General features: G+C 50.1%; 21 protein-coding genes. 13 read left to right on the top strand and 8 right to left on the bottom strand.

Annotation, left to right across the window (positions count from 1 at the left end; genetic code table 11):
* The first annotated feature begins 111 nt into the window (after nucleotides 1-111).
* The 8 genes from GX441_10425 (at nucleotide 112) to GX441_10390 (ending at nucleotide 6759) form a co-directional block, all read left to right on the top strand.
* A complete protein-coding gene (locus tag GX441_10425) occupies nucleotides 112-1878 on the top strand; it encodes a hypothetical protein (protein NLI99058.1) in 1767 nt (588 codons plus the stop codon).
* Between the two features lie 44 nt (nucleotides 1879-1922).
* On the top strand, nucleotides 1923-2528 hold the full coding sequence (locus GX441_10420; protein ID NLI99057.1) for a hypothetical protein: 606 nt from the start codon (nucleotides 1923-1925) through the stop codon (nucleotides 2526-2528).
* Between the two features lie 8 nt (nucleotides 2529-2536).
* Nucleotides 2537-2980, top strand: coding sequence for a hypothetical protein (locus GX441_10415; protein NLI99056.1), 444 nt, complete (start codon nucleotides 2537-2539; stop codon nucleotides 2978-2980).
* A 2-nt stretch (nucleotides 2981-2982) separates the two neighbouring features.
* A complete protein-coding gene (locus GX441_10410; GenBank protein NLI99055.1) occupies nucleotides 2983-4152 on the top strand; it encodes a hypothetical protein in 1170 nt (389 codons plus the stop codon).
* 13 nt (nucleotides 4153-4165) lie between these two features.
* Entirely contained in the window at nucleotides 4166-4783 is a 618-nt protein-coding gene (locus GX441_10405) for a hypothetical protein (protein NLI99054.1), read from the top strand.
* A 64-nt stretch (nucleotides 4784-4847) separates the two neighbouring features.
* On the top strand, nucleotides 4848-5234 hold the full coding sequence (locus GX441_10400; protein NLI99053.1) for a hypothetical protein: 387 nt from the start codon (nucleotides 4848-4850) through the stop codon (nucleotides 5232-5234).
* Nucleotides 5235-5295: 61 nt separating this feature from the next.
* Nucleotides 5296-5841 carry a hypothetical protein gene (locus GX441_10395; GenBank protein NLI99052.1) on the top strand — a complete coding sequence of 182 codons (546 nt, stop codon included), beginning with the start codon at nucleotides 5296-5298 and terminating at the stop codon, nucleotides 5839-5841.
* A 21-nt stretch (nucleotides 5842-5862) separates the two neighbouring features.
* The gene (locus GX441_10390; protein ID NLI99051.1) at nucleotides 5863-6759 is read left to right on the top strand and encodes a hypothetical protein; all 897 of its coding nucleotides are present in this window, start codon (nucleotides 5863-5865) and stop codon (nucleotides 6757-6759) included.
* A 58-nt stretch (nucleotides 6760-6817) separates the two neighbouring features.
* Here GX441_10390 and GX441_10385 read toward each other — a convergent pair whose 3' ends face one another.
* Complete coding sequence (locus tag GX441_10385; protein ID NLI99050.1) at nucleotides 6818-7006, bottom strand: hypothetical protein; 189 nt, start codon at nucleotides 7004-7006, stop codon at nucleotides 6818-6820.
* A gap of 338 nt (nucleotides 7007-7344) precedes the next feature.
* On the opposite strand from GX441_10385, the gene GX441_10380 reads away from it, so the two are divergent.
* From GX441_10380 to GX441_10365, 4 genes are all read left to right on the top strand, one after another.
* Nucleotides 7345-9321 (top strand): hypothetical protein, encoded by a 1977-nt coding sequence (locus tag GX441_10380; protein NLI99049.1) that lies wholly within the window; start codon nucleotides 7345-7347, stop codon nucleotides 9319-9321.
* Nucleotides 9322-9343: 22 nt separating this feature from the next.
* A complete protein-coding gene (locus GX441_10375; protein NLI99048.1) occupies nucleotides 9344-9838 on the top strand; it encodes a hypothetical protein in 495 nt (164 codons plus the stop codon).
* Between the two features lie 7 nt (nucleotides 9839-9845).
* On the top strand, nucleotides 9846-11594 hold the full coding sequence (locus GX441_10370; protein ID NLI99047.1) for a hypothetical protein: 1749 nt from the start codon (nucleotides 9846-9848) through the stop codon (nucleotides 11592-11594).
* 393 nt (nucleotides 11595-11987) lie between these two features.
* Nucleotides 11988-12299, top strand: coding sequence for a T9SS type A sorting domain-containing protein (locus tag GX441_10365; GenBank protein NLI99046.1), 312 nt, complete (start codon nucleotides 11988-11990; stop codon nucleotides 12297-12299).
* 49 nt (nucleotides 12300-12348) lie between these two features.
* Here GX441_10365 and GX441_10360 read toward each other — a convergent pair whose 3' ends face one another.
* Together GX441_10360 and GX441_10355 are read right to left on the bottom strand one after the other, a co-directional pair.
* Complete coding sequence (locus tag GX441_10360) at nucleotides 12349-13950, bottom strand: T9SS type A sorting domain-containing protein (GenBank protein ID NLI99045.1); 1602 nt, start codon at nucleotides 13948-13950, stop codon at nucleotides 12349-12351.
* 160 nt (nucleotides 13951-14110) lie between these two features.
* Entirely contained in the window at nucleotides 14111-15184 is a 1074-nt protein-coding gene (locus tag GX441_10355) for a T9SS type A sorting domain-containing protein (GenBank protein ID NLI99044.1), read from the bottom strand.
* Nucleotides 15185-15495: 311 nt separating this feature from the next.
* On the opposite strand from GX441_10355, the gene GX441_10350 reads away from it, so the two are divergent.
* Nucleotides 15496-17016, top strand: a complete 1521-nt coding sequence (locus GX441_10350) for a histidine ammonia-lyase (GenBank protein ID NLI99043.1) — start codon at nucleotides 15496-15498, stop codon at nucleotides 17014-17016.
* A gap of 180 nt (nucleotides 17017-17196) precedes the next feature.
* Here the strand turns inward: GX441_10350 and lexA are convergent, their stop codons facing one another.
* The 5 genes from lexA to GX441_10325 form a co-directional block, all read right to left on the bottom strand.
* Nucleotides 17197-17760, bottom strand: a complete 564-nt coding sequence (lexA, locus tag GX441_10345) for a transcriptional repressor LexA (protein NLI99042.1) — start codon at nucleotides 17758-17760, stop codon at nucleotides 17197-17199.
* A gap of 116 nt (nucleotides 17761-17876) precedes the next feature.
* Nucleotides 17877-18428: a hypothetical protein gene (locus GX441_10340; GenBank protein ID NLI99041.1), complete on the bottom strand. Its 552-nt coding sequence runs from the start codon at nucleotides 18426-18428 to the stop codon at nucleotides 17877-17879.
* Between the two features lie 195 nt (nucleotides 18429-18623).
* The gene (locus GX441_10335) at nucleotides 18624-19328 is read right to left on the bottom strand and encodes a T9SS type A sorting domain-containing protein (GenBank protein NLI99040.1); all 705 of its coding nucleotides are present in this window, start codon (nucleotides 19326-19328) and stop codon (nucleotides 18624-18626) included.
* A 36-nt stretch (nucleotides 19329-19364) separates the two neighbouring features.
* Nucleotides 19365-20072: a T9SS type A sorting domain-containing protein gene (locus GX441_10330; GenBank protein ID NLI99039.1), complete on the bottom strand. Its 708-nt coding sequence runs from the start codon at nucleotides 20070-20072 to the stop codon at nucleotides 19365-19367.
* Nucleotides 20073-20091: 19 nt separating this feature from the next.
* Nucleotides 20092-20820 (bottom strand): hypothetical protein, encoded by a 729-nt coding sequence (locus GX441_10325; GenBank protein NLI99038.1) that lies wholly within the window; start codon nucleotides 20818-20820, stop codon nucleotides 20092-20094.
* Nucleotides 20821-20864 lie beyond the last annotated feature (44 nt).

Here is a 20864-nt window from a genome sequence, read left to right as displayed (position 1 = left end):
CCCAGAGGATGAGCGGAAGTTCTGGTTGGCTTACGGCGAGGCGCTCTGGCTCGAAGAGCGCGAGGCAAAGCGTCTCGCATACGCTCTCGCTAAACTCTTTGGAGGTTGAAGATGCTATATGGAGAAGAAATTCAAAAAAACAAACTAGACGAAATTCTGATAGACCCATCCAAAATAGTTGAGAATTCCCCAGAGAGATATAATGCCGAGCTTTCAGATATAAAGAAAAGACAGGAGTTGTTTTCCGCTTTGAAATCTCCAATTGAGCCTAAAGATGTCTTCAGTTACTACTGGAATCTTCCTTCGACTGAATTAGTGAGAGATGCTACCGCTGTCAGAACGCCGTTGAATGGTAATACATTAATCAATGCAACGCCGGCAGAAGCCGCTCCTCCTGTGTATCAGCCTTCTGTCGAAGCCTACGCCGAGCTGCCGAACCAATATTCACTTATGCTGCAGAGGCTTGACGAGATAGCGGGATACTCGGCAGGTACTATGCTGCTGGGAAGCGAGATGTTGCAGCTTTTATCCTCGGGGAAGATTGCTGTACAGGGATTGGGAGGAGAATCAGGCAAGGGAAGCGTTGCCGAGATCTACTCCAGTTTGGGCGACGTTGCAGGAACGGTGGGAGGCATTCTTGATGCAGGCATATCTGCCGCCGCCGGAGCCGCGGCAGGCGGGGCAGGCGGGGCAATCGCTGGAGGAGCCGGCGGAGGGATTCTGGGAAGCCTTCTATCGCTGCCCTTCAAGTTGGCGGTTGCCGGAGAAAAGATAAACGCCGCTTTGGGAACCGTGCCGGTTAAAGCTGCCGGTTTTGAGAGTGTAGAATTCGGTCTTGGCGACATAATCAACCCGTTCTCCATCTTCAAGTTACAAGGGGCTGTACGGAATTTAAGCATCGAAGCAAGGCGGAAGCGGCTAATGGAGAAGGAAAACTTGACGTATGAGGAAGCTATAACGAAGGAGAAAATTGAATGGCAAAAAACGCCTCAATTTTTTAAGACTCTCAACACTTTTTTTGGTAATCCCTTAGGCTATGAAGGACTTACACCGGAGCAAGCTATAGAGCAGACATACGGACAGGAGATTGAAAATAAAGCCGCAGAGGCGCAATACCTGCTTGAACAACTCAATTATCAGCTCTATAAAACTTCAGCCGACAATAAATCCAGCATCCCAATAACGCAGGCTGACTTAAAGGATATGTGGCTGGAAAGGATCAAGAAAACAGGCGATATAAAATCGATAGATCAGTCTTTAGAACTCCTAGGTGACGAAGTGTTGCGTCATCAAGCCGACAAAAATTACGTGCCGACCAAGGAAGCAATGCAAATTCTGGAAGCCCCTTTCCAGGAGATAGATAAGGCAGTTCGCATCTCGCCAAAGCCTTTGCCGGGAGTGTCTCAACAGGCATTAAATCTAGCGACGGGCTCCTCATTGCCTTCAGCAATGTACGAAAGAGCTTTAGGGCGCGTTTCTGGTTATGACACTTACATTAAGCCTCAAGGAGGGCAAACTGCCGCAGGAGCCTTTCTTCCTTCAGCAGGCGCATACCCTGTGGGTCCTCAAGTCTACTCTCCCGCTTTAGCTACTCAAGATTTGGGTGCAGATGTCTTTTCAAGCGAACAATTCACAAACGTTCTTTCCCTAGCCGAGGAGTATTTCAAGGTTGAACTGGGACAGGAGACATCGGTACGAGGGGCGGACAAGGTTCGGTCAAAGGATAAGGAAGAGGCTGAAAAGATACAGTACAATTTGCTCCCAGGCGCAATACACATTGAGATAAAAGGCGTTGATTTAAGTCTTGAAAAGGCGAAGCTTCAAATCATAAAGATCGTAGAAGATCACTTCAATTCGCATTCAAGAAAGGGGAAGTGATGTCATTGTTGCGTTTTCAAAAGTTTTAAGCAAAGGAGGTTTTGGTGAGCTTAAGTGACAACTTCTTATCTGGTTTGACCGATGCAGTATTTACAAGCAATCGCTCGGGTACTTTCTATACCTGCACTGACTACCTCGTATTGAACAACGAGGTCAGAATTCCTTATCCGTGCCAGATATCGATCAGCGGACGCCGAAGAGTGGTTGTTACCGAGGTCGACGGACTTCTCGATACGGTAAAGGAGGATATGGGGTTTTCCGGATACGATTTGAACATACAGTTCGAAGCAGGCGACTTCAGGAAACCTCTTACCTGCGGCGGCGGAGCGGTCAAGGCGAACGATGTCATCAAAGAAGTAAGCGACTTAGTGCGCAATCACAAGGGAGCAATAAGTATTGTTGAGGGCGCCAAATTGAACTACCAGGAAACAGGCAATAATCTAGCGAACTTAATTTCAGCGAGCCAGGATTTGAGCGGCCAGGAACCGGCTTTTAGCCCTCAGCTTCCTCTCCTTTCGGTCCTCGGGATAACAAAAATCGTAATCCAGACGATATCGGTGAATCCTGTCAAGAATCTTCGCTATCAGGTCAGTTTGACCGCGGTCGCCGAGCTTGACACGGACGAGGACAAGCTTTTCCAACCGGCATAGGTGTTGCAATGATCAGCCGTGAAACAGATAAAGGTTTCTATCATCTCCTCAATCAGGACGAAGATATATGGCTTCTTGCCGAGCTCTATTACGGAGATGCTTCGCTTTGGTGGATAATCTATCACATCAACATCCAGATTTTTGGCGACGATCCTGAATTCAGTCAGCCTGGTCTTGAAGTATTTATACCGTATCTCGAGGTTAACGAAGGCAAGGATATTGTGCCGGACTTTCTAGCCCTTGTGGCGGCGGAACCCTCATACGACCCCATGCTTCTTCTGGCAAAGGAATACTATTCCGACCAATTCCTTGTGTTCGATCTTTACGAGCATAACCGCTGGGAACCAGACCGGGTAGTCGTCTCAAATGAACCCATCAGGTACTTTTCGCGCGCATCAAAGCCTGCCATGAGACGCGCGGAGCGTTGGCGTTCAATCTTCTATAGGGGTTAAACATGCCGGTGCTTTTGCCAGCCTTTCAAGTAAAGATAACCAATATCGACAAAAAGGGCAATCGCGGAGCATCATACTACGTCAAAGCCGTTTCTCAAATAACTGTAAACCAGTCATCCGAGAAGCCATGCGATACGGCGGAAGTAAGTATTCCAACTATCACGAAGCCAATGACTAAGGACGAAAACGGGAATAATTTAGACGTTAAGATTGCTCCGAACGACGAGATAGAGATATCATTCGGATATATCGGCGAAAGGGTAGAACTTGAGCCCGTTTTTACTGGTCTGATCTCATGGGTATCGCCCGACCTTCCGCTTGTCGTCAAAGCCGAAGATAACTTCAGGAAAGCGAAGCACAATTACGTTCTCGATAAGTACGGCACGGACTCGGCGCCAATGTGGTACAGCGAGATTGCAGATGCTATTCTAAGAAAAGCGGGACTTGAACCGTACATACCTGCTCCCAAAAAGGAAGGCGACTGGCAAACAACAGGTCTTGATCTCAGGAAACAGACGGTAGCCCAGGCGATGGAGAGGCTTTCGCAGGATACGGAATGGGTTCATTTTTTTATCCCCGGAGGCAAAAAAGTGTATTTCGGACCGCAGTTTCCATTTCAAAGAGGATACCTGCCTGAGGATGAAGCAAAACCGCCGGTATTTTTATATCGAATCGGCGCAGGGAGAGTAGAAGAAAATCGCAAAGACGATTCGCTGACGCCTTTTTTTCCATGGGGGAACATCATCTCGGCATCCAATCTCGACTATCAGAACGAGAAACCCTACAGAAGAGTCGTTTGCAGCCTGATAGACAGAAGATTCACTTCTAAATCCGTGGAAAAGGAAGCGGTTTTAGTCGGCGAAGAGTGCGGAGAGCAGGATATGAGTTTTACCGCGCACTACGAATTCCAGTCGAGCAAGGCTCTTAATGAGGAAGAGGCGCTGAGAAGGGCGCAGGAAAGGCTCAATCAGTTGAATTCCGCCCAGTACACGGGAAGCTTTACGACATTCGGGAATCCGAAACTGAAGCATTCGTATCTCTTCAGGCTTGAATCGGCAGAAAGGCCTGAGATAAACTCGTTCTATGAGGCAAAAGCCGTGACTTTTAACTACTCCCCTGCAGGAGGCTTCAGGATGACCGTAGACGTTCGCAAACCGCCGGATAAAACTTAACTGTGAGAAAAAAATGAGTGAACTAAAAAAAATAATTCAGGAGCTTTCAGATAAAGGGCTTGACGACGCCATAATTGGCACCGTGGTAGCTTGCCAACAGACAACACCTGCGGGATGGGCAATGCCTGAGAGACTCAAGGGCTTCTGGTGCGACGTAGCGCCTGAGAAGGAGTCCGAAGCTTTGCTTCAGCACGTACCTATGCCCTTAAGGGTGATGAACGGAGAAGACCATAAAGACCTTGGAGTCATAATCGTTCCCGAAAAGGATACGGAGGTCATTGTCGAATGGGTGGATGGAAGACCGACAATAGCTGCATGCCAGCGCTGGGAAAGAATGATTCTCAAGAAAGGCGAGAATCTGTGGATAGAGATTGACAACAAAGACAATATTCTTATTCAAACAGCGGGCGCAATCGACATCAAGGTTAAGAAGACTTCTGTTGAGGAGGCAGACATCTCCAAGCAGATAAAGTCCCCTCTAATCAAGCTCGGGAAGACGGCTCCGCATCCGGTAATCTGGGGCGACTCTCTCGTTTCCTGGCTTTCCACGCACACCCACGGCGGTAGTCTGCCACCCCTTCAGGCTCCTGCGCTTCCTGGCCTGCTTTCAAAGGTCGTTTTTACGGATTAAAAAAGGAGGCCGCGATGATTCCATCTTTCAATAGAGCAATCCCGAATCGTTGCAGGGGGTTTAGATGATTGATCTGGGTCGAGACATCAAACTGGTCGTTGATAAAGATGACGGCCGAATACTCGGCGTAATCGTGGAGGAAGGGGATATAGCGCTTCTTGAAGGCGAGGAATGCCTGAAACAGGATCTCCTAAGCGAGCTCTGGACGCAGTACTACGACTGGGCGCTCGAGTTCACTGTAGGTTCAAGGCTGCCTGAGTTCGTCAATATGCCCATGTCCGGTATCGTTGTCGCCGATCTTTATAATGCTATAAGAGAACCTCTTGAGCGTGAGGACAGACTTGTCGAGGGTCGGTATAACATAACTCTGACCGGGGCAGGTTTTACGTGCAAGGTCTTGCCCAAATCGCGCCTCAGACCAAAAGAGATATCTCTTACCATCAAGAAGTAAATTATGTTCGATTGTTCATTAAGTCGGTCAGAAACCTTAAAAAAACTTCAGGGAGGTTTTAATGAGCATGCACTTTAAAACCGCGAATGAATGCTACAACGACATGAAGACGCAGCTTCAGAATGAAGCTCCCCAGATAACAAACTGGCGCACTCGCGGCGTGGTGCGCTCCATCCTTACAGTCGTTGCTGCAGCGATATCGATGCTCTGGGACAGGCTCAAGATGATGTACCTTGATCTCTGGGCGCAGTATTCGGATCGCACAACACTTCGCCGCTATTACGAGCTTTGGGGTCTTGAATGGACAGATTCTCTTGATACCGAGGTTGCCCGTCAGAACGTTCTTGCCATGTACCGCCAGAAAGGAAAGGGAACTAAAACCTGGTACCGGTCGGTCATACTCTCTAACTTCAAGGATTTTGTAACGGACGCTTCGGTTTCGATGCGCGAGCGCGGGCCCAACACTGTGGATGTGTTGGTTTCCTACAACGGCGGCGCCGTTTACGAGGATATGGTCGCTGAGATTCAGGACTTCTTCGATCAGGACGAAAACAACGTCGTGGGCGCAGAGGTAAAGATAACAAGCGTCTCACCTACTCAAGCGTAACCGCTAAAGGAAAGCAGAGTCATGGGCAGATTTAAATACGCTTTCAACGTACTCCTCAACCGTAAAACCTTCAGGGACCTTGAAGAGGAATCGCCTCTGCGGAAGCTTCTTTCAACGATAAGGAGCGAACTCGGTGAGAGGCTCGAGGAGGAAATCGAAGATGAAGAGATTGGTCAAGGCGCGTCCTCTGAGAAAAAGACATTCTCAGGGACATTGACGCATCAAGGTGTTAAGCCGGGATCTCTTATAATCCACGCTGTTGTAATTGGCGATACAACGGAAACGCTCTCAGACAACTCTGACGGCACCTTAACTTCACCGGAGGGCGGTTCCGGCACCATCGACTACGTTCGCGGTATCTATGCAATTACTTTCCATTCTGCGCCCAAAGAAGGTGAAGGCGTTTTCGCGGATTACACGGGGTACTATTCAACCAAGGAGTTCGTATCCGACGGTCTCAATCCGGTATACGATGCTTGTTTCATCCCTTACGCATCCGGTGAAGACCTAGACTCCTGGGGTGAAACTCTTGAACTTCCCCGAAGTCCGGGCGAGGTCGATGCAAGCTACAGATCAAGACTCCTTGCAGAACTCCGGGACTTTACAGCATCCCTGACCGTAAAGGCGTTCATGGATAGGGTCTTCGAAATCATCAGCCAGCATCCATCCATAATCCCTCTCTGGGCTCTTTCCCCTGATTGGCCGCTTGGATGGGACGAGGAATCCTCTCCATGGTCAACATGGGTAGCCTGGAATAATCTCGCAGACTTTCTTCTTGTCGTTCCAGCAGGACTCAATGAATCGCAAATCAACTCCGTTGCCCAAGCGGTCAGCAATATCAAGTTCGGCCCGAGCCGGTCACTTATCGTAACCGGCCCGGTGTCGGGCGTCTACACTTTGATTAAAGAGGTAGGGTGAGCGATATGGTTAGCCTTGCTACCTCAGAAACTCTCCCGTATCTAAAAAAAACTCTGTGTTACGCCCCAGAGGACTTGTGGCCCTCAAGACCGACCTTGAGCAGCCGGGAGAGGAATTCTTCCTTTGTTATTCTTTCTCCGTTGGCACATATCGAATGCCAGGTTCTGTCGAGGGTTTCCCATAACTCATCAGTCACGCGTATCGCAAGAAGCTTGTTACGGGGTTCGCCAGATCGCGGTCTAGCCATTGTAGCTCTCCTTTCTGGATGCACTAATTCACATCCTAACACAAACCATAAGAAAATTTTAGTTCAAAACCTACACATGTCAAGCGATTTTTGTTTGTTCTGTAATATGGAAGATTATGATTACGTATGGAGCAGAAATAAGGACAATTTTGTTAACTTTCTTCAATATGTGCAAATAAAAACAATATCCATCAGGTCCAGCTTAACAAGCTGACAAAATAAAATGCAGAGAATTGTAAAACAAATATAATTAAAAAGGGGGTTTAAAATGATTCCATACCGCAAAGACTATTGCACATCTGTCAATCCCTCCATGCTTGTTTTTTAAGGAGGCGTTAATGAGCGCAAGATTCAACAGAAATGACTCAAATGTACCGGATGACCGGCTTTTTCCGGATGATTTCATAGCGGATCAGAACGGTCAAGATGAGGATCTTTTGCAGATAGCGAAGGACTTTGGATGCCTCCCCTGCATCGGTGAAGGCTTAGATGTTACAGCCTATAATCAAACTGAACACAAAGTGCAGATTGCACCGGGATGGGCTTACGACTCCGAAGGTAAGCGAATTACGGTAGGGGAGGCGCAAATCGTAACACTTACCGATACTTCCGGAGGCGGCAACTATATAATCCTTGACCATTCATACGCCACAACAACTCCAAGACCCGCGCACAGGACCGGGACATCATATAATACAAGGAAGTCGGATTCTTTTAGTCTCTCCGTGGTATCGAGTCTGCCTTCCAATAAGGTAGCGCTCGCTAACTGCAGGCAGACGGGCGCCGGAGCCATAACGGTTGATATTGCTCAGAGACTCAACATCACTTGCAAGCTCGTCGCGCAGTCAATGGTGCCGGGAATCTCTGAGACGCCGGGTGCGCCTCAGCCGCCGGGTTCGACGCCCGAGCTGCCTGATTTGCCCAAGGGCAGAAATATCCCAATGCCTATCATCCTTCACGGAACTCGCGCAGGCTCTTCATGGGAGGGTGTAGAGACTGTTCTTCTTGAGGGTTTTGGACGCACGACCGCCGCTGTGAACGCATTAACGCTCGAACGAGTCAACCTGAAATCAGGTACGCCATTGGCTGACGTCAAAGTCTGGATAGGCGACTGGGGGCAGGGACAGCGCGATACGACGAATCTCAAAAAATGCAGCTTTACCATGCCTACGCAATCAGGCTGCACGGCATGGGTCGATGACCTCTGGATTCAGTCTCCTCCTGGTTATTACTATCTGGTTAAATCCGACGAAAGCTGGTTCTCCAAAATTACCGATTCAGGCTCAAACTACGTAGTTTGTGAGGATAATCTTCCGGACGCCTCAACGGCTGAGTATTTCGTGTGCCCTTACGCCGAAAAATACCGTCTTGAGGCTTCGCCATTCGAGACCGACGAGATAATTCATGCCGCTTACGGGATGAATTACGTTGATTACGGGATCAGGCATTCGCCAACGAGTCCGGTTGTAACGGCCAAGGGCCTCAACGTCGGCGGCAAGTACAGGCTCAAGGTCGCCTCCATGATCTCGGGCGAGAACTTCACGAAGTGGGCGGAACACGACTTCATTGTTGGTCAGGACCTTATCTTCTGCTGGCAGACTGAGACGAGTTATCTAGCGGCGACTCCTGTCGACGGAGGAGTTGAGGTCGCCATACCTCAGCCCACGGGGGCGAAAGCGCCTGAGGCTTACGAGATATGCTACACCTACGGAAAGGAAGCCGCAACGGTGCCCGAACCGAGCTTTGACGATCCCACTCACGCAACGTTCCGCACGGCTGAACAGGTGGCAAAGCTCGATATACCGCCGGGGAACGTCGTAAAGGTTGCGGCAAGGGCGCTGAGGCACCGCATAGTAATGCGCTGTGCGGGTGTCGACAGGGTCATTAAACCCGACTACACGGCTCACGGTCAGATATTCGCAGGAGGCGTTTCGCGTCTTCGCAACCGAAAGGCTTTTACGAACCCAATAATCGAGTCAGACGTCGGTACCACTGAGGAAGAGACAGCGGACGTCCAGAAGCTGCCGAATCCCATATGGGTGGACTCCATTGCGCTCTTTAATCCGACGAATGCTCCGCAGACTAACTTCGAGGTTTACGTTCACGGCGCAAGCCAGGATTACACGTCCGGACGCAAGATTCAGATAGGCGGCTCCGGAGACGAAACCACTGTCGGTGCACGCGGCTGGGTCAGCAAGCCGATTGCCGATTTCCGTATAACCGACTCGGCGATGGCGATTTCGATAATAAGCACATCCGGCGAACAGGACTTCAACCTCAGATATACAGTTGAGTATCATGAGGACAGCGAATAATCAATTAAAAAAAGGAGAGATAATGAGTTCAATGCATGAAAATATCCAGGAAAACTGCACCTGGCGGATTCTGAAATACAGGGACGAAGCCGCCTTCAAACAAATCGAAGCCTATGAAGTCGATATCTTTTCCGGAAACCTGCTCCTTAACGAAGGCATAGACGAGCTCTGGAAGCTTGCGGCAGGCACCGGCGGAACAAAATACGATAACTCAAACGCCTACCTTGGGGTGGGCGATTCGGACACCGCGGCGACGGCAACTCAGACCGGACTCCAGGCATCAACGAATAAGACATACAAGGCGATGAACTCCGGCTATCCCGTCTATGGCGCCGATCAGAAGGTTGTTTTCCGCTCGACATTCGGGACATCGGACGCCAACTACGACTGGAAAGAGTTCACGGTCGTTAACGCATCATCGGACGCCGGCAAAAACCTAAACCGCAAGGTATCATCGCAGGGCGCCAAACCATCGGGCCAGATATGGGAACTTGAACTGACCATCACGCTTTCCTGAGGCGCTTATGCCTGTACTGACGCTTCGGCCCAACTCTGCGGGCACTTTCCAGAACTGGTCGGTTTACGGAGGCGTTACCCATTACGGGAGCACCTCCGACCTGAACCCTTTAACCGGCGTCTCTACATCCGCTTCCAACGTAAAGGAGAGCGAGAATCTAGCTGATCCATCAGTAACATCCGAAATGGGCGCCATAAAATCGGTTAAAGCCTGCATGACCGCCGCAAAGGTCGGCGCAGGAACTGCGGTGGTGGTCAACCTTTGGGTAATTGGAGGTCGTGATCGAGACGGGGCAACGTCCTGGACACTGACGACCACTCTAAGCAACTATTCAGACGAGCTTACAACCAATCCTGAAACCGGTATGGATTGGACATGGAGCGATGTTGATGATCTTGAAGCGGGAGCGAGGTCCGTAGGCGTCGGCGCAAGCACGGAAATCCGCGTGACGGAGTTCTGGATTGAAGTCGATTACGTTCTCAACCTTTCCGATTCTGGAAGCGGCGCCGACGATGTAAACGTCAATAACATATACGGTATTGGCGACTCCGGGACCTCGGAAGAGGAAGTCGGAATTGTTGGCGTTGGGTGCGTATTATCTGATACGGGTACCGCTGATGAGGTCGTACATCCGATACTCATCACTGGAGATACGGATTCTGGCGCTCTCCAGAACGAAAAGGTGCGCACATACAAGTCGCTTCCGCCGGAATCGGAGTCGCTCAAGGACATACTCGGCTCGACAACGCGCACCGTTGAGGTGGTTCGTGTCGGGACCGTAAGCTTCAAGAACGAATACCCTTCAAAGCAAGTGGTTCGTCTGCGCGACATGAGCGCCTTTTACGATGCGAACCCTCCAAAAAACATCGAGGAGCTTTCAGATATGGTGCGCGGGAAGCGGCTTGCGGCAATCAATGTGGAGATGTGGGACCAGATTTCGGGCGCCTACCTTGGCGCAACTACGACCGACGAGCACGGCACGCTTGTCCTGCCGACGTCAAAGCCTTTCGTTGAGGCAATACAGTGGCGGATTGCGGGCGGAGGCTATTCGGACCACTTTTCAGGCGAACAAGCCGCAGGCACGCCCGGACTTTTCTTCTACTTCCCATGCAACGAAGGCAAGGACTCGATAATAAAAAGCTTCCCCGGGGTTTCAGGTCAGCAGGTAACTTTGCCTACAGGCTGGGGGTGGTACGATACAGGCTTCTTTAACAGACCCGCGCTGAAAAAGGTTTCAGCAGGGCAGCCTATTAATTTTTACGCCAACTGGCCTCTAGGTCGGAATTCATTCCAGTTCCTTTGGTATTGTAGTAACCCGTCAACGGACCATGAACTTTTGAACTACTCAAGTAATGTTTTTAGTGTTTCTATTAAGAATGATAGACTTGAAGGAAAAGTACCACAGACAACAGCTATTGCAGGTAACACAGAGTTAGAAACGGGAGTCTGGTATCTTATCCAGATTACATGCCAGATGGGTAGAATACCATTTTCATCTAGTGCCTACTACAACTTATCGATGAGTGTATACTTGGGTGGTGACCTAGAGCTAACTATTGAAGGTAGCGTAGCACCAGAAGTAACTAGTGAAATACCCATTGTGTCTATAGGTGGGAATGAGGGCGATGGCTTGGATGAGTTAAGACATTTGAGCAGAGAACTTTACAATTCAGAGATAATTGAGTATGCTTCTTTTATCAAACAGGGTCGTGTTTCAGGAAAATCCAAAGGTTCATTAGGAACTGTTGGATGGTAGGTAATTTGGTCTTGACAAACCTTCCAAGTAACTTAAAATAGAACGTTAACCTTAAAAAAGGAGAACCCTATGCGGAAGGTTGCGCTTTTGTTATTAGTGTTTGGAGGCTTGCTCTTTGGAGGACAATCAATTTTACTTGAAGCTTACCAAGATGCTGTGATTGCACCCGGTGCAGAGAATATAGATACAACTATCTTAAAGCTGGAGTTTTCCCTTGATACAACTTGTCAGATTCTGGTTGCATCAGGGGGTGCTCAAAAAAGAGGAATTGGGTATCTTTTACTTGACGGAGACACAGTAAGAAATTCAATACGTTATAACGTAGATGCTAATATGATGCCTTTGGATCAGGTTTTTATACACTTGACGAATGAAGGTGAACATACAATCTTATTGAAATTTAGAACGTTGAATGAGTTAGGGCAATGCCAATACGGTCGTCTTCAAGCCCTCATCTTCCTGCCGGACAGCGCTTCCGGCGTTCTCGAGCTGCCTCCGGTTCTGCCGCCCTTTCTGCCGTCCGCCGTTATCTCCAGAGGACCTTACGTCTCTGCGCCGGGCGCAAGCGCGGTGGTTGACGCATCGGGCAGGGTGATGGAGAATGTCTTAAGCGAAGGCAGGGTGAGCATCTCCAACCTCCCGGCAGGCACCTACTTTGCCAAGGACGAAGAACGCACGGTCGTAAAAATCGTCAAGGTTGACTGAGTGCTTGAGTCGAAGACTCAGTCTTTCAGATATCCGATAACGCTTTTAGCTATCTTATTATAGTAATTTTGCGAACGGCTGACTGTCCGTTAGCATCCAATCTTGCAAAGTAAACACCCTGAGACGCATTGTCTGGTCTCCATGCAAACATGTGCGTTCCCGAACCCATGATTCCGTTCGAGAGACCCGCAACCAACCGTCCTGAAGCGTCGTATATATCTATTCTTACAAGGGATTCATTCGACAAACTGAAGCGCAGCTCAACGGCTTCTCGTGCAAAGGGCGTTACTTCAAGCGAAATGGGTTGATTCAGTGGAGCCTCGGCAATCGCAACGGGTTTTTGTTCCTTCATATCAAGGGTGCCGTCGCCGAGTATGCAGAGTCCCATAAACCAGGAGCGCGCCCACTGCACTTTCGGATAATAGTCGTTATCCGAGATCCAGAAATTCGTTAGTTCGCGCCAGGCGTCGCCCCAGGTTGCGCCCGAACCGAGAACGGAGTTGAACACGTCAAAGTTGAGCATGGAGCCTGTCTTGGTCGAGCCGATTGAGGCTAACCCTGAGCCGAAGAAATGATACATGCTTCCCATGCAGTTCTTTTCAACCCACCGGCAGTTGGAGCAGGCAAAAAGATTATAGAATCCGTATTTAGGCGCGAGAGACGGAAGAAGCCAGCTTTGAAGCATATCGTAATCCGGGTTGTTGGGCGCCACAAAATAGTGGGCATCGGGAGATGAATGCACGCATACCGCCATGAAAAGACCGTCTTCGGCGAGCCGGTTCTTGTAGTCGGTCGCGCAGGTAAGATTGGTGTCGCGTATTTCGTCTACAACGTCGCAGACAAGGGTCATCTTGTTGTCGTAAAAGCCGTCCCGCCAGTCGTTGTCGATATAGAAATACCCTTTCGATGGGTAGGTGAGCTCCGCTTGCCTGTACTTGTGGACACGCGAGAAGTATTCATGATATAGTGCAATCTCCTCCTCGAGCTTGATGTGGGAAGCGTCTATGCGCGAGACCCATATATCCGCGCCTTTGTTGCCCGAATGAGAGTCGTATATGCCGTCTGTTCCCTCCGTCATCGGATTGGATGCGTCTCCAACGTGCAAGGAATCGTCCTCCCATTTTCCGTCAAGATCGGCAAGAAAAAGATCGGTAGGAAACTCCTCGTACCAGTCGTCCGGCGGGTTGAATCCGCCGTCAGCGCCCCAGTCGTCGCAGACCTGGAACCATGCAGCAGGCAGATTGCCCACGAGCACGGCGCCCACTAGCCCCTCTGTACGCAAAGTCTTGAGATATTTCTTAAGGTCTTCAACAGTTCCTTCATTCGAGTAGTTGCTCATTTCGATGATAAAACCGCGGGCTTCAGCGTCGTATATCCATTGATCGATGTCGTCCTTGAGCGGCAATTTAAGATATTCAGCGACTACAAGGGCAACGAGACCTTTGTCGGCTAGGGCCTCAGTTCTTGCGGATGCCGCCTTGCGGACTATTACCGGACCGGTCTTAAGAGCGCCCATGAGGGGATTCTCAGCGCGCCATTCAGCGTAAGAAACGTAATCGGGATTCGGTCTTGGATCCCGTGTAACTTTCACTAGCTCCTCAGCCTGTAATGAGAATGCCGCCAAAAGCAGCAGCGGTAAGAATCTTGTCATACTGACTCCCTGGTTTTGATAAAAAGTCTACTTCAAAGTTGAGAATAGTCAATAGTTGTTCTCATAAGATACGGGTTTGGAGCTTTCCCAATAGAGGCGCCCTCCCTGCTTGGAACAGAGAGGGCCTTCATGTATAAGGAACCAGGCTATGGTGTAGACTTTATTTTACGCGAACCATCTTTTCGGATGCTTCGATTCCATCCGCTGAAAGCTTGCAGATGTAAAGGCCAGCTGAAACGCGCCTGCCGTTCGCATCGGTTCCGTCCCAGTGGATGGTGTAGGCGCCTGCAGACTTGCGTTCGTTTACGAGGGTAACCACCTTCTCTCCGGTCACCGAATATAAAGTAACGTTCGCGATGGTGGACTTGGGCAGCTGGTAGCGAATCTCCGAATACTCAGGATAGGAGTTGACGTCGATAAACTTGACATCGGGCAGGAGGCCGGATTCCTTTATGCCCATAACCTTGCCGGGCTTTGTCTGGTCCTCGTGTACCTGCGTACCCTTGGCTACAAGCACGTCTCCGTTTTTCGTGTTGCCCGGCTTATAGAGATCGTAGCGCGCAAAGAAGTAGAGACCGGGTTTCATGTCCTTCAATGGAATGATGTATTTTCCACCGGGTTCTACCACGAAATCGGGTTCCTTATCCGTCCAGCCCTGCCATTCAAATAGCTTCGGACCGGGGATGGGTTCCTTCTGGTTGCGGGCGTAGCGAAAGTCCCTGACTATTACGGGCTCCTCGCTCGTGTTGCGGAATATGTAGGTGGAATTGCCCGCTTCGTCGATATAGTCGACCTCAAAACCCTGGCCAGGCACCTCGGAGTCAACGGTGTCAACCGGGTTATCCGGGTCTTCGGGTTTTTCATCGTACGTCCACAGGATGCTGTCAATGATAATCTTGTTGTAGTCGGTGAGTTCGAGTTTGACGTCAATGGTCACCATTGTGCAGTAAGGGATAACGGTTCCCCAGCAGTCAACGTGCACGCAGTGAGGGTCGCCGTCGCCAATGGGGTAGTCGTCAAGCCAGCCGGCGATGGAGGGGAACGGCGGATTCGTGGTGACCTTCCAATCCTTGATGTATATGCCGGGTTCGGACTGGTAGGCGATGAAGTGAAGGTCAGTCGCGCCTTTTTCGAATTTGTCCTGGTGTATGATTATGGTCTCGTTCACGAGCACACCGTAAGCCGAGCCTGCAAGGGCTAGAACGGCGAAAAGTGATGCGAATGATTTTCGCATTACTCCTCCTTGGCTTTAGCAAAGCCGTTTTATTGTTTTCCTCCTTTGGACTCCTGTGCGAATATTCAAGATCACAAAAAAACAATTTTTTTTAAATCTTTTTCGCTAAGACGCATAATACTCGACTTCTTTAATTTGTCAATACTATACCTTAAATAACTGTTTTTTTACGCAAAAAGAGTGTGAAGCGAGCAGGGGCAACACGAAGAGATATCCTGCGTTCCTCTGAGTGGCGCCGCCTGCTTGACTTTTTGCGCCTTTAAGGTATGCTCATGGAAAATTCACATTATCCCTCTAATGAAAGGAGAATTATGGCTGTTGTTTTCTCAGGCAAGAACTTGAAGATTGAAGATATAGAACGCGTTGCAAGGGGTTTCGAGAAAGTCGAGATCGCTTCCGAGGCGTGGGAGCGAATCAAGCGCTGCCGGGCCATGTGCGAGGAGAAGATTGAGAAAAGGGAGATTATGTACGGGGTTACAACGGGAATTGGCGAGTTTTCGGAGGTCGTTCTGACGCCAGAACAGACCCAGGCTTACCAGCGCTATTTAATCTATTCGCATGCGGCAGGCATAGGCGAGCCGATGCCTGAGGAGGTTGTACGTGCGGCAATAGCGACGCGAATAAATGTCCTGTGCAACGGGCTTTCGGGCTGCCGCCCCGTTATCGTAGAGACGCTTGCGGCAATGCTCAATGCAGGCGTGCATCCCGTGATGTGCAAGCGCGGCTCAGTGGGCGCGTGCGGGGACCTCTCGCCGATGGGCCAGATGGCTCTCGTTCTCATGGGCGAGGGCGAGGCGTTCTACAAGGGCGAGCGGCTCCCGGGCGCGGAGGCTATGAAGCGTGCAAAGGTTCCAACCATCAAGTATGAGGCGCGCGACGGCCTGGCGACCATCAACGGCTCCAACGTCATCAACGGCTGGGGCTGCATAATGCTCCCCGAGACCATGCGCTGGCTCAAGATGCACGACATCGCATCCGCCATGACCATGGAGGCCCTCAACATCAACACCAAGTGCCTTGACGAGCGTCTTCACAAGGCGCGCGGATACCCCGGCGCAGTGACGGTAGCGGCCAATCTGCGCAAGCTTATGCAGGGCTCAAAACTCCTCGAACGCAAGGGCAAGCGCGTTCAAGACGCATACAGTCTTCGCTCGACGCCCCAGGTTGCGGGCGCGGCAAGGGATTCGTGGCGCTTCGCTCGCGAGATGTACGAAATCGAGCTGAACGGCGTCGGCGACAATCCCCTTTTCTTCCCGGACGATAAAGAGGTTATCACGGGCGCCAACTTCCAGGGCACGCCATTGGCTTTCGCGCTGGAGGCTTTGGGTCTCGCCGTCTCGACGGTCTGCGTTCTATCGGAGCGCCGGCTTAACCGGCTCATGAATCCGGCGCTGTCTGCTGGCCTTCCCGGCTTTCTCACGCGCGGCGGCGGCATGTTCTCAGGCCTCATGCTTTCGCAGTACACGGCCTGCCAGCTCGTCAACGAGCAGCGGGTTCTCTCGCATCCGGCGGCAAACGGCTCAATCCCCTCAGCCGCCGACCAGGAGGACTTTGTCTCGATGGGAATGACAACAGCCTTAAAGACCCGTCAGATACTAGACAACGCTTACGGCGTTCTGGGCATCGAGCTCATCGCGGCCGCGCAGGCGTTCGACTTCCGCGACGCCGAGCCCGGACCCGCATCCAAAGCCGCGTACAATGCGATCCGCAAGCACGTTGCTCATCTCGATGAAGACAGGCCGTTGTTCGACGACAACAACGCGATGGCCGAGGCTGTCCGCTCGGGCGAGATACTCGAAGCGGTCGAGAAGGTTGTCGGAAAACTGGACTAAATACCACCATCCCAATAGGAAATTGATGAAAAAGGCCGTCAAGGCGGCCTTCACCTTTGGGTCCTCCTAAGGCCGTACTATTTTTAAATAAGAGGCTTGTCAATCATCAAGGTTCCCTCCCCCTTATCCCTCCCTCGCCCCCGGAGGGGGCCTTCTACTCAGAGACCTATGAGTAATTTTCTAAACGTATTCCCTGATGACGCCTACAACCTTGCCGACGACGTCGAAATGATCCTTGATGAGCTCATATGCAGGATTCTCGGGTTTCAAAGCGTAGGCGTCTTCGTGCATAATCAGTCTTTTAACGGTTGCTTCGTCGTAAAGTCTTGCAACGATTATATCGCCGGGTTTCGCTTGCTGGCGAGGGTCCACAACAACAAGATCGCCTTCCATAATCCCGGCGTTAATCATCGAATCGCCCTTGACCCGAAGCATGAAAGAGCGTCTCCAGCGGGTGGCGGAGAATATCTCTTCAACATCCTGTACCGCAAGATTAGGCGTACCTGCCGGAACACGTCCTAGAATCGGTATGCCCCATGGTTCGACCTGTATAGCGCGCGCTCTTCCCGGCTGACGCTTGATTACGCCGTCACGGGCAAGATCGTCGAGATGAATCTTAATGGCTTTCGTACTCTGGTAGCCGAGACCTTTTGCTATATCGCGGATTGACGGCGGATAGCCTCTGTCGGCCGCAAACTCCTGTATGAACTCGAAAATCTTCATCTTCGGGTTAGGTAATCTCACATGCTACTCCTTATGTTTACCATATATTGTAAACAAAAATAAGGCGCTTGTCAAGGGGCTGCAAATGGTCTACTTGCAAGGAGTAATTTCCGATTTATCCACACATTTTCCTCACCTTATCCACAAAACCGATACTCAGCTAGCGCAGAATTACCAAAGAGAGGGTTTTTCGAGAATTTGGGTATAGTCAATCGCACGTGGTATACTCCTTTAGGTACGAACTTTCCTGTCTCATCTTGAGAATTCCATGTCAGTGCATGCTCTCCGCTTCCCTTGTAGCCTTCCGTAAGAGTGCGTACCGTCCTGCCTGCAACATCAAAGATGGAGACGGTGACGCTTGTTGGCTCCGGCATGGTGAAAGAAATCTCCACCGGCGAGAAGGATAAATTCTTAAACTCGATGCCATAAGATGCTTCTTGTTCCGCAACTCCCGGAAACCAGTGACAGGGTCCTTTTGAACTGGTTGTGGATGGCGAGCCCCTCTGAACGGGGATCACGAATTCGGTTGTACCTGCAAGTTTATAAGTCTCGTAAGGAACTTCCCAGACCTTTGCCGTGTACGAACCCGGTTTTAGACCGGTAAATTCGTGAGTGAAATCGTAAAAACATGTGCAGCTGCAGCCGTGTAAGGAGTCAAGTTCGTAGATGTTTATAATCGCTGGAATCATGCTCTGACCAGATTAAGAAATCATTGCAGCAGTTGAACTCGGAGTCGTCGTGATGCACGTATGCACCATTATCCATGACCTCTGACCACACAGTTCCTGATGCCTGTAAATGCATTAAACCAGAAACCGCAAACAATAAAATCAGGGATAGTGCATATTTTTTCTCGTCTTACCCCTCCTTTACTCGTCGAGCCGTTACTTCAACACAAGCAATGGAAGGGTTCTAATGCTTCCTCCTGCATATAGCATTATAAAATAAACGCCTCTTTGCACCCTTGCTCCTGTGTTGTCTCGCGTATCCCATACTTGCTCATGCTTGCCTGCCGTTTGTGTCCCTGCGTCAAGCTTCCTTACCTCTCTGCCCGCCGCGTCGTATATTATCAGCGAAACCTGCGAAACATCAGAAAGGATGTAGCTGATTGTCACATCATTAAGAACAGGCGTGTTTGCCGAAAGCTTTATGTCATCCGGGAAAAGATCATCCCAGGCGCCCGTCCAGCCTCCGCATTCGCTCATTATGCTTGTGTTGTTCGCCTGCGGAATCTCTTCCGGGATGTTAAAGATGGTGGTTCCTGCAAGACTGTAGTTGTTGTCGCAGCTTGCTTCCCAGACCTTTGCGGTGTATGCGCCCGCTTCAAGGCCTTCGAGCTTGTGCACGAAATCGAATTCGCAGTTGCAATCACAGGGGTGAGTGCAGAGGTCTTTTTCATATATGTTTACAATCTTCCCTGCGATTTCGATATCGTAAAACATGTCCGGGCAGCAGTTAAACTCCGCTTTGTCGTGATGCACGTATGCAACATTATCCTTGACGTCTGACCATACTGTGCCCGACCCGTAAGCGGCCGATGCAGCGCCTGTCAGCGCTATCGTACATGCCAGTAATACCTTAAGCTTCATTCTTCCTCCTTTAATCCAGGATATGTTTCAATCCTCCTACCGTAAGACAACAAGGGGCAGGCTTCTTGCAAAGCCCAAAACCTCGAGCCTAACGAAGTACACTCCTTTCGGCATCGCAATTCCTTTATCGTCGCGTGTATCCCAGTTAAAAGAATGGATTCCCTGAGACTGCGGCCCGGGCGAAAAAAACCTTATCTTTACACCAAGAATGTTATAGATTGTAATCTCCGGAGACGCGTTCTCGGGAAGCATGTATTCTATCTTTACATCGTTTATAACAATCCTTTCAGAGGAAAGCCACGGCATCTCCGGAAACGGATGCTCGCCCGTGCCGGTCCATCCGCCGCATTCGCTCATCAGACTCTGATTGCTAGGAAGATCGGTTTTGGCTTCTATCTTGAAAACGGTCGAGCCAGAAAGGCTGTACTTATCGTCGCACTGCGAAGACTCCCACACCTTTGCGGTGTAAGTGCCGGGCTCGAGACCTTCGAGCTTGTGGGTGAAGTCGAACTCGCAATCGCAGAGACAGGGATTTGTGCACTTATCCTTTTCATAGATGTCAATGAAGTTGCCATTCTTTTCCATCTCGAATACCATATCCGGACAGCAGTTGAACTCCGCCTTATCGTGATGAATATAGGCGACATTATTGACGACCTCTGACCATACGGTTCCAGACGCAAACAGAGAAGAAACCGGGATTCCCGCAAATAAACAGAGCGCTAAGACCTTAAAAGACCTCATAGTACTCTCCTTTTTTAAACTACCTTAAAACGATTAGAGGTAGTGTGTGTATATTATTCCCAATCCCAAGAATCACAAAGTATGTTCCTCTGGGAACCTTGTTTCCGTGATTGTCACAAGCATCCCATCCGGCAAAGTGCATTCCTGCGTCTTGAACGCCGCCATAAAGATCGCGAACCTTTATGCCGGCGGAGTTGTAAATCGCAAGTATAATTTGACTCTCGGCTTCTATAGTAAAACATATTTCTACTGATTGAGCAGCAAAGGGGGATGCAGACTCGATGGATGCCTTGGTCTGAAGGTGGATACCTTCTTCTATTCCCGGTTCATCGTGGCAGCTGCTCATGTCCGAAGAAAAGGACAGGCTGCCTGTCTGGAAAGGTATCGTGAAAGTTGTAGTTCCAGCCGGTTCAGGTTCGTTATCCCGGAAGACCTCCCAGACCCTTGCCGTGTAGTATCCGGGAGCAAGCCCCTCGAGCTTATGGGTGAAGTCGAAGTAGCACATGCATTTGCATGGGTGAGTGCCCAGGTCGTGTTCAAAGATGTCTATTATGTCCGCCGAGTCCGAATTCGGCACTATCTCCATGACCGTATCCGGACAGCAGTTCCAGTTGGCGTCCGTATGATAAACGTAAGCGACACCATCGATTACCTGTGAAGACACCGTACCAGTTGCAAACGCAGCAGTTATCGATAACGCCACTCCTGTGACAACAAAAACACCTGTAAGACGACGTATGTTTTTCATAAAACCACCTCCTCGGATGGCTTATACTATAAATTTAGGCTGAA

It is taken from the genome of bacterium (assembly GCA_012517375.1).
Taxonomy (GTDB): domain Bacteria; phylum Hydrothermota; class Tepidihabitantia; order B3-TA06; family B3-TA06; genus JAAYVC01.
This window is presented reverse-complemented; position numbering and strand designations above follow the sequence as displayed.

Coding starts and splice junctions, on each gene's coding strand:
- GX441_10425 (NLI99058.1), top strand. CDS start 112: ATGCTATATGGAGAAGAAATTCAAAAAAACAAACTAGACGAAATTCTG.
- GX441_10415 (NLI99056.1), top strand. CDS start 2,537: ATGATCAGCCGTGAAACAGATAAAGGTTTCTATCATCTCCTCAATCAG.
- GX441_10410 (NLI99055.1), top strand. CDS start 2,983: ATGCCGGTGCTTTTGCCAGCCTTTCAAGTAAAGATAACCAATATCGAC.
- GX441_10405 (NLI99054.1), top strand. CDS start 4,166: ATGAGTGAACTAAAAAAAATAATTCAGGAGCTTTCAGATAAAGGGCTT.
- GX441_10400 (NLI99053.1), top strand. CDS start 4,848: ATGATTGATCTGGGTCGAGACATCAAACTGGTCGTTGATAAAGATGAC.
- GX441_10395 (NLI99052.1), top strand. CDS start 5,296: ATGAGCATGCACTTTAAAACCGCGAATGAATGCTACAACGACATGAAG.
- GX441_10390 (NLI99051.1), top strand. CDS start 5,863: ATGGGCAGATTTAAATACGCTTTCAACGTACTCCTCAACCGTAAAACC.
- GX441_10385 (NLI99050.1), bottom strand. CDS start 7,006: ATGGCTAGACCGCGATCTGGCGAACCCCGTAACAAGCTTCTTGCGATA.
- GX441_10380 (NLI99049.1), top strand. CDS start 7,345: ATGAGCGCAAGATTCAACAGAAATGACTCAAATGTACCGGATGACCGG.
- GX441_10375 (NLI99048.1), top strand. CDS start 9,344: ATGAGTTCAATGCATGAAAATATCCAGGAAAACTGCACCTGGCGGATT.
- GX441_10370 (NLI99047.1), top strand. CDS start 9,846: ATGCCTGTACTGACGCTTCGGCCCAACTCTGCGGGCACTTTCCAGAAC.
- GX441_10360 (NLI99045.1), bottom strand. CDS start 13,950: ATGACAAGATTCTTACCGCTGCTGCTTTTGGCGGCATTCTCATTACAG.
- GX441_10355 (NLI99044.1), bottom strand. CDS start 15,184: ATGCGAAAATCATTCGCATCACTTTTCGCCGTTCTAGCCCTTGCAGGC.
- GX441_10350 (NLI99043.1), top strand. CDS start 15,496: ATGGCTGTTGTTTTCTCAGGCAAGAACTTGAAGATTGAAGATATAGAA.
- GX441_10340 (NLI99041.1), bottom strand. CDS start 18,428: ATGATTCCAGCGATTATAAACATCTACGAACTTGACTCCTTACACGGC.
- GX441_10335 (NLI99040.1), bottom strand. CDS start 19,328: ATGAAGCTTAAGGTATTACTGGCATGTACGATAGCGCTGACAGGCGCT.
- GX441_10330 (NLI99039.1), bottom strand. CDS start 20,072: ATGAGGTCTTTTAAGGTCTTAGCGCTCTGTTTATTTGCGGGAATCCCG.
- GX441_10325 (NLI99038.1), bottom strand. CDS start 20,820: ATGAAAAACATACGTCGTCTTACAGGTGTTTTTGTTGTCACAGGAGTG.